Source organism: Streptomyces sp. NPDC086077, from assembly GCF_040686175.1.
Lineage (GTDB): Bacteria > Actinomycetota > Actinomycetes > Streptomycetales > Streptomycetaceae > Streptomyces.
In genome coordinates this window covers 1-17,838 of sequence record NZ_JBFBJT010000089.1, presented here as the reverse complement: position 1 = coordinate 17,838, position 17,838 = coordinate 1, and the positions used below count along the sequence as shown (strand labels likewise).

General features: G+C 74.2%; 6 protein-coding genes. All 6 read left to right on the top strand.

Annotation, left to right across the window (positions count from 1 at the left end):
- The first annotated feature begins 236 nt into the window (after window positions 1–236).
- Window positions 237–4,295, top strand: coding sequence for an amino acid adenylation domain-containing protein (locus AB0O67_RS24030; RefSeq protein WP_365453476.1), 4,059 nt, complete (start codon window positions 237–239; stop codon window positions 4,293–4,295).
- The gene (locus AB0O67_RS24025; protein WP_365453473.1) at window positions 4,292–13,870 is read left to right on the top strand and encodes an amino acid adenylation domain-containing protein; all 9,579 of its coding nucleotides are present in this window, start codon (window positions 4,292–4,294) and stop codon (window positions 13,868–13,870) included. Before AB0O67_RS24030 ends, AB0O67_RS24025 begins: the two co-directional genes overlap by 4 nt.
- A 15-nt stretch (window positions 13,871–13,885) precedes the next feature.
- A complete protein-coding gene (locus AB0O67_RS24020; RefSeq protein WP_365453470.1) occupies window positions 13,886–15,040 on the top strand; it encodes a GSCFA domain-containing protein in 1,155 nt (384 codons plus the stop codon).
- A complete protein-coding gene (locus AB0O67_RS24015) occupies window positions 14,985–15,689 on the top strand; it encodes a hypothetical protein (protein WP_365453467.1) in 705 nt (234 codons plus the stop codon). Before AB0O67_RS24020 ends, AB0O67_RS24015 begins: the two co-directional genes overlap by 56 nt.
- Window positions 15,690–15,756: 67 nt before the next feature.
- On the top strand, window positions 15,757–16,635 hold the full coding sequence (locus AB0O67_RS24010; RefSeq protein WP_365453464.1) for a TauD/TfdA family dioxygenase: 879 nt from the start codon (window positions 15,757–15,759) through the stop codon (window positions 16,633–16,635).
- A 50-nt stretch (window positions 16,636–16,685) separates the two neighbouring features.
- Window positions 16,686–17,489 (top strand): hypothetical protein, encoded by an 804-nt coding sequence (locus AB0O67_RS24005; protein WP_365453461.1) that lies wholly within the window; start codon window positions 16,686–16,688, stop codon window positions 17,487–17,489.
- Window positions 17,490–17,838: the final 349 nt, after the last annotated feature.

The following is a 17,838-nucleotide window of genomic DNA, read 5'->3' as shown; positions in this document are numbered from 1 at the left end:
GCAATCCCACCACTCTTTCTCTTGAGAGCGGATCACCGGCCAGTATTTCTTCCGTCGTATCCCCTTATGACCGCTCAACAACGAGCCGACGCCCCCTCCTCCCAGACACTCCCGCGCGCCCTCACTCCCCCGACACCAGGCGTGCGCCCTTCTCGGCCCCCGGCCGTCCGGTGATCCCGGACCGCCGTGCCCCTCCCCTCCCCCAGTCCCCTCTGACGGGAAGACCAGGTAAGCCGGTGCAGCACAGCCCCACCTCCGTCCCCACGCCCCGCTCGTGCGCGGACCCCGAGAACCGCGCCGAGGCCGCCCCCCACGTCCGGCCGGCCTCCTTCGCCCAGCAACGCCTCTGGTTCCTCGCGCAGTTGCCCGGTGCGAACGCCGCGTACAACGAGACCGTGGCGCTCTCGCTCACTGGCCCCCTCGACCACCGGGCGCTGGCCAGGGCCCTGGACGCCCTCAGTGATCGCCACGAGACGCTGCGCACCCGGCTGGTGGCCGAGGCCGGGAGTGTGCAGCAGCTGATCGATCCGCCCGGCACCGGCTTCGCGCTGACCTCGCAGGACCTCAGCAGCCTCGCCGACCCCGACGCCGAGGTCACTGCCCTGCAACGCCGGGAGGCGAGGCAGGAGTTCGACCTGGAGACCGGTCCCCTCGGGCGCGGCCGCCTGCTGACGCTGGCCCCCGAGCGCCACGTGCTGCTCCTGACGTTTCATCACAGCGTGTACGACGGCGCGTCGATGAACGTCATGATGCGGGAAATCGGCCTGCTCTACACGGCCTTGCGTGCGGATGACCCGGTTCCCCTGGCACCGCTCGCCACACAGTACGCCGACCACGCGCGAGCCCAGCGCGAGGCGGTACTGGCCGGTGCCCTCGCGGACCAGGAACGCTACTGGGAGCAGGCGCTGTCGGACGCGCCGCCCGTTCTCGATCTGCCGACCGACCGGCCGCGTCCGGTGGAGCAGCGGTACGAGGGGGGCCGGGTCGAGTTCGAACTGGACGCGGACGTGGTCTCGGCGCTGCGCGCGCTGGCCCGGGCGCACAGTGCCACCCCGTTCGTGGCGGTGCTGACCGGCTGGAGCAGCCTGCTCTCCCGCCTGTCCGGCCAGGACGACATCGTTGTCGGAAGTCCGGTGGCGAACCGGCGCGGGCCCGGCGCGGCCGGCCTCATCGGCTTCCTGGTCAACTCGCTTCCGCTGCGCGTCGATCTGTCCGGTGCGCCGACCGCCGCCGAGGCGCTCGCCCGCACTCGGGCTGCCGTCCGCGAAGCACTGGCCCACCAGGACCTGCCCTTCGAACGCATCGTCGAGCTTGCCAATCCGCCTCGCAGCGCCGCTCACACCCCGCTGTTCCAGACAATGCTGGCTTGGGTCCCGGACCGCCGGAACCTGCTGGACCTGCCCGGTGTCGAGACCCGGCCGCTGCCGATCGCCGACGCCCCGGCCAAGTTCGATCTCGCGCTGTCGGTGACCGAGTCCGAGGGGCGCCTGCTCGGCCATCTCGACTACGCGACCGCCCTGTTCGACGACGCCACGGCGCGGCGCTGGGCGGAGTATCTGCGGCGGCTGCTGACCGACATGGCCCACCGTCCCGACCGTGACATCCGGGATCTGGAGCTGATGGACCCGGAGGAGTCGCGGCGGCTGGTGCGCGAGGGCGACGCCACGCCGTCGGGCGACGGGGGGCCGGAGAACGATCCGGAGGCCGCCGACGCGGTGGCCGATGCGGAGGCCGATCCGGTCGCCCTCGCCCTGCGGTCGGCGTCCGGGATCGCGGAGCTCTTCGAGGCCCAGGCGCGGGCGCGCGGCGAACTGACCGCGGTGGTCGACGGTGAGCGGTCGCTCGACTACGCGACCGTGGACCGCCGCGCCAGCCGGCTGGCGCACGCCCTCGTCGCCCGGTCCGTGCGCCCCGGTGACGTGGTGGGCCTGCACGCCGGACGGTCGTGCGACCTGGTGGTCGGCATCCTGGGCATCCTCAAGGCGGGCGCCGCCTACCTTCCGCTCGACCCCGGGCAGCCCCGCGAGCGGCTCGCCGGCATGGTCGAGGACGCCGCCTGCCCCGTCGTACTGAGCGACCAGGGCGATGACACGGACCGGCCCGAGGGTTGGCTCGCGCTCGCCGCCGTCGAGGCCGAGGGGGCGGAGAGCGCGCGGCCGCCGTCCGGCACCGACCGCGCGCCGGACCGCACGGCGTACGTGATCTTCACCTCCGGGTCCACGGGCCGGCCCAAGGGCGTCGCGGTGGAGCACCGCAGTGTCCTCAACCTCTTCGCCACCTGGCACGACCGTATGGGCACGGCCCCCGGCGAGGCCGGTTCGGCCTGGTCCAGCATCGGCTTCGACGCCTCCATCCACGAACTGCTGCTCCCCCTGACCACCGGCGGTGTGCTGCACCTCGTCCCCGAGGCGCTGCGCGGCGACCCGGAGGCCCTGCTGGCGTGGCTGCGCGAGCGTCGGGTGACCCAGGCGTTCCTGCCGCCGGCCTACGTCAAGTGGATCGACGAGGACCCCGCCGTACGGCTGCGCGGGCTGGCGCTGCGCAAGCTGCTCACCGGGGTGGAGTCGCTCACCGAGGCCGCCCTGCACCGCATGACCCTGCATCTGCCCGGCCTGCGGATCTGCTTCGGCTACGGGCCCACCGAGGCGACGCTGTACAGCACCGCCTACTACGCGCCGCGTCCGCTGGAGCGCCCCTGCCCCATCGGCCGCCCGCTCCCCGGCACCCGTCTCTACCTGCTCGACGACCGTATGCGGCCCGTGCCGCCGGGCGTGGTGGGAGAGGTGTACCTCGGCGGGTCCTCCCTCGCCCGCGGCTACCTCAACCGCCCCGACCTCACCGAGGAGCGGTTCCTGCCCGACCCGTTCGTGCCCGGCGAGCGGATCTACCGCACCGGCGACCTGGCCAGGCGGCAGCCGGACGGTGAGGCGGTCTACGCGGGGCGCGCGGACGACCAGGTCAAGCTGCGCGGGTTCCGGATCGAACCGGCGGAGGTCGAGGCGGCGTTCATGGCACTGCCCGGTGTCCGGGAGGCCGTGGTCCTCGCCGACCGCGACGCCGCGGGGCAGGTCCGGCTGGTCGCCGGGGTCGGTCGGGGTACGGCACCGGCGCGTGCCGCCGGCGACTGGCGCGCCGCGCTCTCCCGCCGTCTGCCCGACTACATGATCCCCGCCGTCGTGGTCGACCTCGACGCCCTGCCGCTCAACCGCAGCGGCAAGGTCGACCGTGCCGCCGTGCTGGCGCTGGCCCACGCGCGGACCTCCACGCAGGTCAACACCGCCAGCCCGCGCGACCACGTCGAGCACGCCCTGTACCGGATATGGCGGAGCGTGCTGCTCCACCCGGACATAGGCGTCGGCGACGATTTCTTCGAGGTGGGCGGCACTTCCCTGTCGGCCATCAAGATGGCCCACGCCGTCACGGAGGCGTTCGGCCGGCATCTGCCGGTGGCCGAGGTCATGACGCGGCCCACCATCGAGGCGCTCGCCGCGCTGCTGCGCGAGGACGGCGCCGACTCCGCCCCGGGCAGTCTCATCGAGTTCCGGCGTGGTGCGGGGCCGCGGGTGGTCTGCGTCCACCCGGCCGGGGGCACCGCGTTCTGCTACCTGCCGCTGGCCGAGCATCTGCCCGCCGCGGCGGGGCTCTACGGTATCCAGTCGCCGGGCGTGAACCCCGGCGAGGACGTCCTGCCCACGGTGGAGGCCATGGCGGAGGAGTATCTGCGCCTCCTCGGCCCGATGGACGACGGCCCCGTGGTGCTGACCGGCCTGTCCTACGGAGGGCTGGTCGCCCACCGGATGGGGGAGATCCTCGGCCGGGCCGGACGCCGTGACGTCAGTGTCGTCCTCCTCGACACCCAGGCCACCGACGACGCCGCGGCCCGTGCGGCGATCACCGCCGTCGACGAGGCGGAGTTCCGCGACAAGCTTGTGAGGTTCAACGGGATGTATCCCGGCATGGACGACGCGCAGATCGAGCGCTACTTCCGGCTGTACAACCACAACCGGTCGACGGCCCGGCAGTACCTGCCCGCCGCCTCCCCGACCCGCCTGGTCCTCGCCCAGGCCGTGCCGCACGGCGACGACACGCCGTTCCACGCCGAGGTCCGTGCCTTCTGGCGGCGGCGGGCCGAGGGCGACTTCCAGGTCGAGACCCTCGCCTGTGACCACTGGGAGATCCTCGAAGGCGCCGAAGCGGTCCGTGTCGGTGCCCTGCTGACGGCGGAACTGGTCCACCACGGACACCGGTCCGCGCCGGCGTCCGCCGCTGCCCTCCCCGTGGCGGGAGCCCGATGAGCACCGACGTCACCTCCCCTTCCGGCGGCGCCTCCCCGAGCCGATCGGCCTCCGCTCTCGCCGACGCGGTGCTCGCCCGGGCCCGGCGCACCCCGTCCGCCGTAGCCGTCGAGGACGACTCGCACCTGCTCGACCACGCCGGCCTCGACCGCCTCAGCGGCCGGGTGGCCACGCGGCTGCGCGATCTCGGGGTGGGCCGGGGGCAGGCCGTCGCCGTCTGCCTGCCGCGCTCCTGGCGGCTGGTGTGCGTGATGCTCGGCATCCGTCGCGCCGGTGCCACCGTCGTCCCCCTGGACCGGCTCAGTCCGTCCGACCGGCAGCGGCACATCCTCGACGACTCGGGCGCCGTCGCTGTCGTACACGACGAACTCCCCGATGCCGGCGGAGAGTTCCTTGCCCTCCACGCCGACCTGCTCCTGCGCGACGAGGAACCGGACGCGGTGCGGGAAGCCCGGATCGACCCGCCCGGGAAGGCGTCGGCGGACACCGGGGACACCGGGACGGGTTTCGTCTTCTACACCTCCGGCAGCACGGGCCGCCCCAAGGGCGTCGAGGTCACCGACGCGGGCGTGCTGCGGCTCGCCGAGCCCGGTTACATCGGCCTGCGGCCCGGCGCCCGGTACGCCTGCCTGTCCAACCCTGCCTTCGACGCCCTCAGCTTCGAGGTCTGGGTACCGCTGCTGACCGGCGGTGTCTGCGTGATCCTCGACGACGAGCAGGTGCACAGCCCGCACCGGCTGGCCGGAGCGCTGACGGACCGGCGCATCGACACACTGTTCATCACGGTCGCGTTGTTCAACACCGTCGTCGAGAGGGTGCCCGACTGCTTCGGCACCGTCTCCCAGGTCCTCGTCGGCGGCGAGCAGCTCGACGCGCGGCTGATCCGCCGGTGGTACGAGTCCAACACCGCCTCACGCACCGTCCTGCACAACGTGTACGGGCCGACGGAGGCGACCACCTTCGCCCTCTGCCATCCGATCCCCCGGGACTTCGCGGGCGCCATTGTCCCCCTCGGCACCCCGCTGACCGGCACGCGTACGTTGCTGCGCACCGAGGACGGACGCACCGCGGAGCCGGACGAGATCGCCGAACTGCTCCTCGCGGGCCCCGCCTTGGCCCGGGGTTACCGCAATCTGCCCAGGCAGACCGAGCAGAGCTTCGTCATGCTGCCGGACCCGGAGGGCGAGGCGGGCGGCGAGGAGCGCTGGTACCGCACGGGTGACCTCGTGCGCCGGGACACCGAGGGACGGGTGACCTACGTCGGCCGGACCGACCGCCAGGTGAAGGTGCGCGGCTTCCGCATCGAGCCCGGCGAGGTGGAGCGACGCGTCCTCGCCCACCCCGACGTGCGCCAGGCGTACGTGTGCACCCGCCGCGACGAGGCCGGCCGCAACGAACTGCTCGCCTTCGTCGTCGCGGGCGGCGATCCCAGCGACCTCTCCTTCGACGCCTACGACCGGCACCTCACGACCGGGCTGCCCCCGTACATGCGCCCCCACCACACCCATCTCGTACCGGAACTGCCGCTCACCGCCAACGGCAAGGTCGACCGGGAGGCGCTGCTGCGCGACGCCCCGGCACCGTGGCGGCGCTCGTACGAGGGCGAGGGGCGCGTCAGCGACGAGCAGCGGCCCGTACTCGATCTCGCCGAGGACATCCTCGGGGTGTCCGGCCTGCGCCCCGAGGACCGGTGGATACCGCACGGCGGTGACTCCCTGAAGGCGCTGCGCCTCCGCTTCGAGGTCATGCGGCGTTTCCACGTCGACCTCCCGCAGAGCCTGGTGCTCACCGCCGACTTCGCCGCCCTCGCCGAGGCCGTGCACGCCCAGGACGCCGCGACCGGCGAGCACCCACCCGTGCCCGCCGCCTGCGGCGAACCGACCGCGCCGGCCACCAGGGAGCAGGAACGCCTGTGGTTCCTGCACCAGCGGGACCCCGAGGACCGCGCCTACGACGTACCGCTCGTCTTCCGCCTCCGGGGCGGCGTCGACCGGGCGGCCCTGCGCCATGCGGTGCGCGGGCTGGTGGAACGGCACGCGGCCCTGCGGACGCGACTGGTCCCCACCCCGCACGGGCTGCGCCAGCGGGCGGGCGACGCGTACGACCCCTGGGAGCCGCTCGACGACGCCCCGGATTCGCGGGACCTCGACGGCAGCGAGGGCGAGGGGTGGCAAAGCTTCGCCGACCGGTTCTTCGACCACCGCTTCGACCTCACGGACACCCGCATGCTGCGCGCCGCGTGGGTGGGCGGTCCGGACGAGGGGGCGCTCCTGCTGCACCTGCACCACGTCGCCGTGGACGGCTGGTCGCTCAACCTCCTCTTCCGCGACCTCGCCGACGCCTACTCCGCCGCGCTGCGGGGCGAGTCGGGCGTGCCCGGCACCGCGTCCGCGTCCACGCCGCTGGAGTTCGCGCGATGGCAGCGGGAGTGGCAGGCGAGCCCCGCGTACGGGCGGCGACGGACCCGGCTCGCCGAGCGCTACGGCCGTGACGGCGAGCTGTCATCCGTCCTGCCCGCCTCGAAGGAGGTGGCTGTCCGGCCCCGGGCGAGGCTGCTGCGGACCTCCCTCGACCTGGTCCGCCGGGCCACCCTTGACCGGCTCGCCGCCGAACGTGGGCTGACCCGCTTCCAGTTGCTGGTCTCCGCGTTCGCCGCGAGCGTGTACGGCGTGACCGGCCAGGAGCGTCCCCTCGTCGCGTCGCCGGTCTCCGGCCGGTCGCGGCCCGAGTTCGCCGACGCCGTCGGCATGTTCGCCAACACCGTGCTCCTGGAGCTGGAGCTGCGCCCCCGCGACAGTCTGGCCGCCCAGCTCGCATCGCACGCCGACACCGTCCGGGACGTCCTGGAGGATCAGGAGGTGGCCCTGGCCGACCTGTTGTCCGATCCCGTGCTCCGCGAGCGCACCCCCCTCTTCGACTATCTGTTCGTCCTGGAGAACACCGACTTCTCCGCGCTGCGGCTGGACGGCTGCGAGGTGCGGCCCGTGTGGCCCGAGCCGCTCGGCGCCAAGTGCGCGCTCACCCTGTCCGTCGTCGAGCACGAGTCCGGCTTCGACTGCCTGTGGGAGTACCGCGACGACCTCGGCGCCGAACGCGCGGAGGCGGCGGCGCGCTTGTTCCGCCGGTGCCTGGACCACTTGACCGGCGGCGACGACGTCACCTTGCGCGAACTGATCGCCGACCACCGTCGCGGTCTACCCGACACCGGCCGGGGCGAGGCACTCGTCCCCGACTTCCCGACCGTCGCCGACGGCTTCGCCCGGCAGGCGGCCGCCACCCCGCACGCCCCGGCCCTCACGGACGGCGGGACGACCCTCACGTACACCGAACTCGACGCGCGAGCCCACGCGTTGGCGACCGATCTGCGCGCCCGCCATCCGGTGCCGGCCGACCCGGCCGCTCCGGCGTCCGTCGCGCTCTACCTCCAGCCGTCCGTCGAGCACATCGTGGCGCTGCTGGCCGCCGCCCGGCTGGGCGTGACCGTCGTCCCCCTCGACCCGGCCTATCCGTCGGCCCTGCTGCGGCACGTGCTCCACCAGGCGGACCCCCTGTGTGTGCTGGTGACCCGGCGGGACCTCGGTGTCCTGGAGACCCTCGCGCCGCCGTCGCTCCCGCGCCACGTCGTCACCCTCACCGACACACCCGCCGACATGTCCGCCGGCACACCCGCCGCAGTGCCCGTGCCGTACGCGCACGAGGGGCTGCGTCCGCTGTACACGCTCTTCACGTCGGGCTCCACCGGCGTCCCCAAGGGCGTCCAGGTCCCCGACCGGACCCTGTGCAACCTGCTGACCTGGCAGCGCGTCGCGGGCGGACTGGACCGGCCGGCCCGTACCCAGCAGTTCTCTATGCTCTCCTTCGACGTCTCCTTCCAGGAGATCTTCACCACGCTGTGCTCCGGGGGCCTGCTGCATCTGGTCGATCCTGGCTGGCGGCACGACGCGCCGGCCCTGCTCGCACAGTTGGAGTCGGCGGCGGTGGAACGTGTCTTCCTGCCGTACGTGGCGCTCCAGTTGCTCGCCGAACACGGTGTCCGCACCGGGCGGTACCCGTCTCGGCTGCGCGAAGTCGTCACCGCGGGCGAGCAGTTGGTGTGCACCGACGCGATCCGCCGCTGGTTCGCCGGACTGCCGGGTGCGCGTCTGTTCAACCACTACGGTCCCACCGAGACCCATGTCGTCAGCGCCCTGTGCCTGGAGGGCGACCCGGCCGGCTGGCCGCTGCGCCCCGCCATCGGGCGGCCCGTGGCGGGCGCGGTCCTTCGAGTGGTGGACGGCAGCGGTCTCCCCGTCGCACCGGGGGCCACCGGCGAGCTGCTGATCGGCGGGCCCATGGCGGGCCGCTGCTACCTCGGTGACCAGGCCGCGCACCGCGAGCGCTTCACCGACGACCCCGAGCTGGGCGTGCTGTACCGGACGGGCGACCTCGCCCGCTTCGACGCGTGGGGCCAGCTCCACTACGCGGGGCGGGACGACGCCCAGATCAAACTCGCCGGTCACCGGCTGGAGCTGGGGCAGGTCGATGCCGCGCTCCTTCAGTACCCGGGCGTGGTCAACGCGGTCGCGGCCGTGGCGGACGGCCGCCTGGTCGCCGCGCTGGAGTGCCGGGGCGAGGACCCCGACCCGGGCGGGCTCGCGGAACACCTGTCGGCGCTGCTGCCCGCCCATGTTCGCGTCGCCCGCTTCCGTCGCGTGACCGCGCTGCCGCGCACCCCGAGCGGCAAGCTGGACCGGCGCGCGACGCTCACCGCCCCCGGTCACGATCTGCGCCAGGGACAACCGGCCGCCGCCGGCCTGTCACCACTGGAGGAGCGTCTGACGACGCTGTTCGAGGACGTCACCGGCACACTGGTCGGCGTGCGCCAGCGGTACTTCGACGCCGGCGCCACCAGCCTGGACCTCATGCGGTTCCAGCTCGCCTGCGCGGGCGAGGACGGGCTCTCCTTCTCCGTACCGGACCTCTTCGAACATGTCACGCTCCGCGCCCTCGCCGGTTTCCTGGAGGGGCGGCGCGAAGGGGAGGACGCGGCGGCTCACGCGGCGGTACGACCGGACGGGAAGGCGGGCGGTGCCCTGCCGGGACGGGTGCCGGACGGGGCCACACCGGACCGGGGCAGCGGCGCGACTCGACCCGGCCGGGACGCCGGCGTGGTACGACCGGCCCCGGACACAGGCATGGTCCGACCGGCCCCGGAGGCCGCCGACGAACCCGTCGCCGTCATCGGTATGGCCGTGCGGCTGCCGGGCGCGCCCGACCTGGCCGCCTTCTGGGACCTGGTGACCTCCGGCCGCCGTGGCATCGAGCACTTCCCCGCGGCGGACGGCCGCGTCGGCGCCCGCAGCCAGATGGAGGGGCTCCTCGCCTTCGACGCGGGACGCTTCACCCTCAGCCCGGGCGAGGCCCGACTCATGGACCCGCAACAGCGCCACCTGCTGATGAGCTGCGTAGAGGCGCTCGCCCACGCCGGTATCGGCGACCCGGCCGGCCGGGGGGTGGGGCTGATCGCGGCATGCGGGGAGAACACCTACTTCCAGAACATGCTGCGCCAGGGCGATCCGGACGCCCTGCCCGACGCCTTCCGGCTGGCCCTGCACCACGAGAAGGACTTCCTCGCCACCAAGGCGGCCTACCACCTGGGGCTGACCGGCCCCGCCTTCACCGTGCAGTCGGCGTGCTCCAGTTCGCTCGTCGGCGTGCACCTCGCGGCAGGGCTGCTGCGCCAGGGCGACGCCGAGGTCATGCTCGTCGGCGGTGTCCTCGTCGACACCGAACTGACCGGCGGCTACACCTACCGGCCGCAGCACATCTTCTCCCCCGACGGGCACTGCCGGCCCTTCAGCGCGGACGCCGCGGGCACCGTGGGGGCCAGCGGCACCGGTGTGGTCGTCCTGAAACCCCTCGCCGCCGCCCGCCGCGACGGCGACACGGTGTACGCGGTCGTCACGGGTTCCGGCATCAACAACGACGGCTCGGACAAGCTCAGTTACAGCGCGCCCGCCCGCTCCGGCCAACGGGCCGCGATCCGTGCCGCGCTGCGCCGCAGCGGCCGTACGGGAACCGACCTCGGCTATGTGGAAGCGCACGGCACCGGCACCGCCCTGGGCGACCCGGTGGAGGCCGCCGCGCTGCGCGACGCGTACGGCCTGGCGGACGACGCGGGCGTGGCGCTGTCCTCCGTCAAGAGCCAGATCGGGCACCTGGGCGCCGCCGCGGGCGTCGTCGGCATGGTCCGTGCCGTGCTCGCCGTCCACCACGGGGTGGTCCCGCCCACCGCGGACTTCGACCGCCTCAACCCGGAGATCGACGCGGGGCCGTTCCGGGTGCCGGTGACGGCCGAACCCTGGCCCCGGGACGTGCCCCGGGTGGCCGCCGTGAGCAGTTTCGGGATCGGCGGGACCAACGCCCACCTGCTCCTGGAACACCCCGCCGACCGGCCGTCCGGACCGGCGCCCGGCACCGCCACACCCGCTGCCACGCCCGCCACGGCGCCCGCCGCTGTGCCGTGCGTGGTGCTCTCCGCGAGCAGCGAGGCCGCCCTGCGTGCCGACGGCCGCCGCATCGCCGACTACCTGGACGCGCACCCCGCCGCCTACCCGCAGGTGCTGCGGCACCTTCAGGCCGGCCGCCCCGCGCTCGGTCACCGTGCGGCGGCGGTGTGCCCGGACGCCGCGTCGGCCTCGGCCTGGCTGCGCGCGCCCGCGCCGGTCGCCGCTCCGGTCGCCGTCCGGGCCGCCCGGGAGGAGGTGCCGGTGCGGAGCGGCGACCCGCGTCACCTCGCGGAGGCGTGGACGGCCGGTCGCACCGTCGCCTGGCCCGAGGGACCGGCCTGCGCTCCCTGGGACTTCCCGCCGCCCGCTCTCGACCTGTCCGAGTACGACTTCCCGCGCGCCCCCGGCCGGGCCGCGCCCGCGTCCGCGCCGGTTCCTGAGGAGGCCGGCCCGCCGTCGCGGCGGTTGCCCGCCGATCAGTGGCTGCACCAGCCGCAGTGGACCCGGCTGCGCCGGGCCCGTAGCGGTGTTCCCTCGGGACCGGGCACGGCCATCGGCGCGGATCCCGGCGCCGTGAACGTACCGGGGACGCCGACGCACGGCCCCGCGGAGTTTCGTACCGCACGGCGTACCGCCCTCGTCGTCACCGCGGACATCGGCGGTGGCACCGGGGGTGACATCGGCGGCGACATCGGTGCGGACACCTGGCGGTTCCTCGAAGACCACTACGCCCGGGTGGTGCGAGTGCGCCCCGCGACGGCGCTCGGCCGACTCGCCGACGACCGTTACGAGGTCGACCCCGCCGACGCGGCCCAGCTCGCGGCCCTGCTCGCCCTCGTCGGCGACGGTGCTGCCCGGACCGATGGCGGAGCCGACGGCATCGACTGGCTGCACGCGCTGCCCCTGGCCCTGGACGGCCGGGTCGACGAGCGCGCGCTGGAGGACGCCGAGCGGGTCTGCCTCGACGCGGTGGCCGCGCTGGGCAAAGCCCTCACCGACCTGCCGGACGCCTCGAGGCCCCGCGTGTGGCTGCTGTCGCACCGGGCACAGCCCGTCACCGGCGCCGTCGCCACACCCCTGGCCGGCCTCCTCGCGGCGGGCATCGAGACACCCCGCCAGGAACTGGGGGTGGTGCCCCGCTGGATCGACCTGCCCGGCCCCGACCCGGCGGACTGGGCACCGTATCTGCCGGAACTGCTGCGTGACGACACGCTCGCCCCGCGCGTGGTCGCCCTGCGCGACGGCTACTGGTGGCATCGCCCGGTCCAGCCGGTCCCCGCGCCCACGTTCCCGTCCACCGCCGACCGGGTGGCGGAGCCGGGAACGCATCTGATCCTCGGCGGGACCGGCGGCATCGGTGCCACGCTGGCCGCCCGTCTGCTGGCGGACCCCGCCAACCGCGTGGTCCTGGTCGCCCGCGGCACCGAGGTGCCGACGAGGCTACGGCCGTACGGGGACCGTGTGACGCTGGTCGGCGCCGACCTCGCCGCGGAGGACCTGGACGCGATCGCCGACCGGCTCGCCCCGCACCTCGACGGCCTCGCCGGTGTCGTGCACGCGGCGGGCACGGCCGCGGGCGGGCTCCTCGCCGGGCGGGTGGCCGCCACGGCCCGCCGCGCCACCGCGGCCAAGCTGCGCGGCGCCCTGCTCGTCGAACGGCTCGCGGTCCGCCACACCCCGGCGTACGTGGCCTACTGCTCGTCGATGGCGGCCCACCACGGCGGGGTCGGCCAGTTCGACTACGCAGCGGCCAACGCCTGCCTGGACGCCTTCGCCCACCACACGCCCCCGGCGGGCGGCGGGGCGACCGTCCGGTTGAGCATCGGCTGGGACATCTGGAGCGAGGTCGGCATGGCGCGGCAGGCGCTGGCCGGCGACACCCGCCACCAGGAGCACCTGAAGGTCGCGCTCACCCCCGAGGACGGCGCGGCGGTCTTCGCGCACGCCCTGAGCCTGCGACTGCCGCACCTGATGGTCAGCACGACACCTCTGCCGCAGGCCCAGTTCTTCTACGAGGCAACGCCCGCCGCCCACCGGACCCGGTCGGGGGAAGACGCGAGGGAGGTCGCGGCCGAGGGAGCCCTGTCGGGGGAACCGGCGGCCGGCCTCACCGAGGTCCTGTGCGAACTGCTCGGCGTCGACACCGTCGACCCCGACGCCCCCCTGTACGACCTGGGAGCCGACTCGCTGACCCTCCTGGAACTGCTGGACGAGGTGAAACGCCGTCACGGCACCGACATCGAACTCGCCGCCCTCGGCCACCACGTGACCCTCACGGAAATCCTGGGGAAGCTGGGCGGCGGCCGTCAACCCGCCCAGTCGGGCGCCGAGGCGGAGGTCGAGGTCTGGCAGCGCGGCACCGGCGAGGACGTCCTGTGCCTGGTCCATCCGGTCGGCGGCGACATCCAGGCGTACCGGCCGCTGGTCTCGGCCCTGCCCGGCGAACTGACGGTCTGTCTGATCCCCGACCCGGCGCTGCGCGACCCGCGGCTGCCCGCCCGGTCGATCGCCGACCGCGCCGCCGACTATCTGCGGGCTGTGCGGGCCGCCTTCCCCGACGCCGGTCCCCGGCTGCGGCTGGCGGGCTGGTCGTTCGGGGCGTGGACCGCCCTGTCGATGGCGGCCCTCGCCGAACGGGAGGGGCGGCCCGCGGCGGGCCTGTACCTTCTCGACCCTCCGCCGCCCGGCGCCGGAACGGAGTTCGCCGCGTACGACAAGGCGCAGGTGGACGAGGTCTTCGCCCGTGAGCTGGGCGGCAGCCGCGCCGACGGCCTGACCGATCCGGGCCGCGCGTACGCCGAGCGCCTCGCCCGCTGCTGCCGGGCCAACCTGGCCGCCATGGCCGAGCACCCGCTGCCGCGGATCACCACGACACCCACCATGGTGTGGCTCGCCGAACGCCCGGTGGACACCCCCGTGCTCGCCCCGCGGCCGACACCACCGGGCGCCTGGGACGCGCACCTGCCCCGGACCTCGCGGGTGCGCCGGGTCGACGCCGACCACTACGGCCTCGTCGCCGCGCCGCACGCGCGGGACGTCGCCGCCGTACTCGCCGCCGGCCCGCGTCCCTCCACCCGGCAGCCCTGAGGAGGCACTCCCCCCATGGCATCACACCCTTATACGAGCCTGCCGGAGCGCTCCTTCTGGCGCAGCGCGGTCGCCGAACGGGACCCGCTGGACATCGCTGACCTGTGGACGCCGAAGTGGCCCATCGGGCAGGACGCGCCCGTCATCACGGCGGGGTCCTGCTTCGCCGGCCACATCGGACGCGCCCTGCTGGAGGAGGGCATGCACTGGTACGACGCGGAGCCGCCGCCCCCGGGACTGACCGCCGAGCAGCGGTCGGCCCGCGGCTACCGCCGGTTCTCCTTCCGCACGGGGAACATCTACACCGCCGCCGCGCTGCGCCAGTGGATCGCCTGGGCACTCGGCTCCCGCATGCCCCCCGGGGAGGTCTGGGAGGAGGACGGGCGCTTCTACGACCCGTACCGGCCCACGGTGGAACCGGAGGGGTTCGCCTCGCCCGGTGAGCTGCTGCGCTCCCGCGAGGTCACCCTCGCCGCGCTGCGCACCGCGCTGGCCGAGGCGGAGGTCTTCGTCTTCACCCTCGGCCTGACCGAGGCGTGGCACGACACGGAGCGAGACACCGTGCTGCCGATGTGCCCCGGGACCGTCCGCGGTTCCTTCGACGCCGGCCGGTACGTCCTGCGCAACCACACGGTCTCGCAGGTGCACGAGGACCTCACGGAGGCACTGGCCATGGCCCGGGGCGTCAACCCCGGTCTGCGGACGGTCCTCACGGTCTCTCCTGTGCCACTGACGGCCACCGCCACCGGACGGCACGCCTTGGTCGCGACCACCTTCTCGAAGTCGGTGCTACGGGCGGCGGCCGGGCAGCTCGCGGACGAGGACGACCGCGTCGACTACTTCCCGTCGTACGAGATCGTCACGGGACTGCCGGGGCTCCCGGTTCTCCCGGCCCCTTCGGGCGACCGGGACCCGTCGGGTACCTCGGGTACCTCGGGTGCGTCGGCTTCCGGGGGCCGGCGGGGCTTCTTCGAGGCCAACCTGCGCACGGTCCGTCCCGAGGGCGTGGCCTTCGTGATGGGGCACTTCTTCCGGGCCCTGCGGGACGAACCGGCCCGCACACCGCACACTCCCCCGCAGCCGCCGCCCACCGCCGGCGGAGAGGACCACTCCTGTGACGACGCCCTGCTCGACTACTACGGCCCCCGCCCGGTTCCTCCTGCTCGGTGACTCGCACGCGGCCTGCGTCGGTCAGGCCGCGCGGGCCGCCGGACTGCCCTTCGCGGGCGGGCCGGTCGGTTCGGGCCGGGATTTCCTGGGCCCCTTCTTCGACACCGATGGCACCGACGGCACCGAGATCCGCTTCCGCGCGCCCGAAGGGCAGCGGCTCTACCGGGAGTTCCTCGACGCCCTGGGCGCCGGGGGGCTCGCCGGGCTGCCGGTGCCGCTGGTGTGCACCTTCGGGTTCAGCGCCCACACGGTGGCCACCCGGCAGAACTGGGACGTCCACCGCGACCGCCGCGGCGACTTCCCGGAGTCCTTCCTGCGCAGCGCGTTCTTCTCGGCCTTGGTACAGGCCATGATCCGCGGCGCGCTCGCCTTCTACGACCACACGGCCGCGCTCGGGCTGCGGGTGGTGGCGGTCATGCCGCCGCAGCGCGTCCCCGACATGTCGGACGCACGGGTGTTTCACGCCGCGCAGGACGTCGTCCGTGACGAGGTCGCCGCGCGCGGCGTCGAGATCGTCGACCTGCGGGCCCGGGTGACCGACCCCTCGGGAAAGCAACGCCCCGCCTTCTGCCTGCCGGACGACACGATCCACGGCAACCTCGCCTTCGGCCGCCTCGTGGTCGCCGAACTCCTCGACCGGGGACTGTGATCCGCCCCCACCCCCACCCCCATCCGTTCCAGTCCTCTGTCCCACCCCGTCCCATCCGGAGGTCCCCATGGAGCAGTACGCCCTTCAGGCCGTCGAAAGCCTGACCACCCGGCCCGCCGAGCCGTACGAGACCCTCTCGGTCAGCCCCCTCACCCCGCTGCTGGGCGCGGAGGTCTCGGGCCTCGATCTGTCGCAGGAGCTGACGCCCCAGCAGGAGAAGGAGGTCATGCACGCCTTCCAGTCCCACCACGTCCTGGTCTTCCGCGACCAGGACCTCACCCCCGAGCAGCACAAGCGGTTCGCGGGCGTCTTCGGTGAACTGCACCCGGTCACCCTCCCCGTGGAGGGTTCCGACCCGTACATCCTGGAGATCAGCGCGGACAAGGACTCCCGGGCCGTGGCCGGCAACGGCTGGCACTCCGACGGTACGGCGGACCCGGCGCCCTCCCTCGGATCTTTGCTGTACCTCACGACCGTTCCCGAGGGGGGCAGCGGCGGCGACACCCTGTTCGCCAACATGCACCTCGCCTACGAGCTGCTCTCCCCCGCGATGAAGGAGTTCCTGGGCGGACTGACCGCCCTGCACGACGGCGCCCTGCCGTGGACCGCCGCCGGGCAGACCCCTCCGGCCGAGTACGACGTGCCCCGCACCGAGCACCCCGTCGTCGTCCGGCACCCGGAGACCGGCCGCGAGCTGCTCTTCGTGAACGCCCCCTACACCTCGCACATCACCCAGCTCTCCCGCACCGAGAGCGACACCCTGCTGGGCATGCTGTACGCGCACGTAGCCCGCACGCCGCTGCTGCAGTGCCGCGTACGGTGGCAGCCGCGCACCTTGGTGGTTTGGGACAACCGCAGCGTGCAGCACCACGCCGTGTGGGACTACTTCCCCCTCACGCGGCTCGGCCGCCGGGTCGCCGTCGAGGGCACGCCCCTGCACCGCTGATCCATTCCGCGCACATCATCGATCCCCTGGGGACAGAAGGGCGGTACCGCATGACTTCCACGACCGACGGGGCGGCGGGGTTCCTGACCGCGCTGAGGTCACCGGACGCCGAGCCCAGGTCCGGGTCCGTGTCCGTGTCCGGCCCGGCATCTCCCGTGTGGCTGTGGCCCGTTGCGACCGCCCTCCACGACGTGTTGCCGGCCGACGTCCGCGACGGCTGGGCCCTTCGTCTGTACGCGCTGCTCCAGGAGCGGTACGGGGAGGACGCGGTCACCGATCTGTCGGTGGGCTCCGGCCTGTCGGTGGTCCACGACTGGCTCCGCCACACGGTCCTGCCCCTCGTCGCCGAGACGGTGCCCGGCGCGGAGGCCGTGCCGTTCTCCTCACTCGCCCGTCTGCATACCGGGGCGGCCGCGGGGGGGCCGGCCGCCCCGGACGCCTGGCGGACCGCGCTGCATCCGGTCCTGCTCCACCTCCACGCCGCCGCGTACGACCGGAAGACCGCCTACGCCGAGGGCCACGCGGGGGCCCGCGACTACGCGCTGTCCCAGGGCCGGCCCCCGGCCGAGGCCGACGCCTACGGTCACGAGTACGCCGAGCTGAGCTGCACCGCCAACGCGCGCGCCTACGCCGAGGCGCACGCGCTGGCCCTGAGCGACGCGCTGGCGCTCGCCTACGCCGCCGACGACCGCGGGGCCTACGCGGACACCTTTCCCGGTTCCCACGTACGAGCGGTGGTCCGTGCCTGTGAACAGGCCGGGCCGCACGCACCGGCCGCCGGGAATCCGGCCGCGCGTCTGTCCGAGGGGTTCCTCACGGCACTGGTCGGGGCGCGACCGCTCCGGAGCCGGTGATCGCGCGGTCGCCGGGGACCTGAAGCCGTCGGCGGCGGGTCGGCCGCAGGGGAACCTGTTCAGCCTTCGACGCGTCCGGGACGGCCGAGGGCATGGGTCACGATCCGCCGCCAGTCAAGCGGCGGTTCCGGCGGCGCGGCGCCCGGCCTGTCCCACCACAAACAAACATGACCGGGCGCCGGTAGGCAATCAGCCTATTGTCGTCCTTGTCCCTGACGCCGACGTCGACGTCGACGCGTGTGCAGGACACCCGCCGCGGCGTCGTGCGGGGTGAGGGCCGGTGGGGTGGCCGGGGCGGGGCGGGCGGCGGGGGGCGGCCCCCCGCCGGGGTTGGCACAAGGCGGGGCCG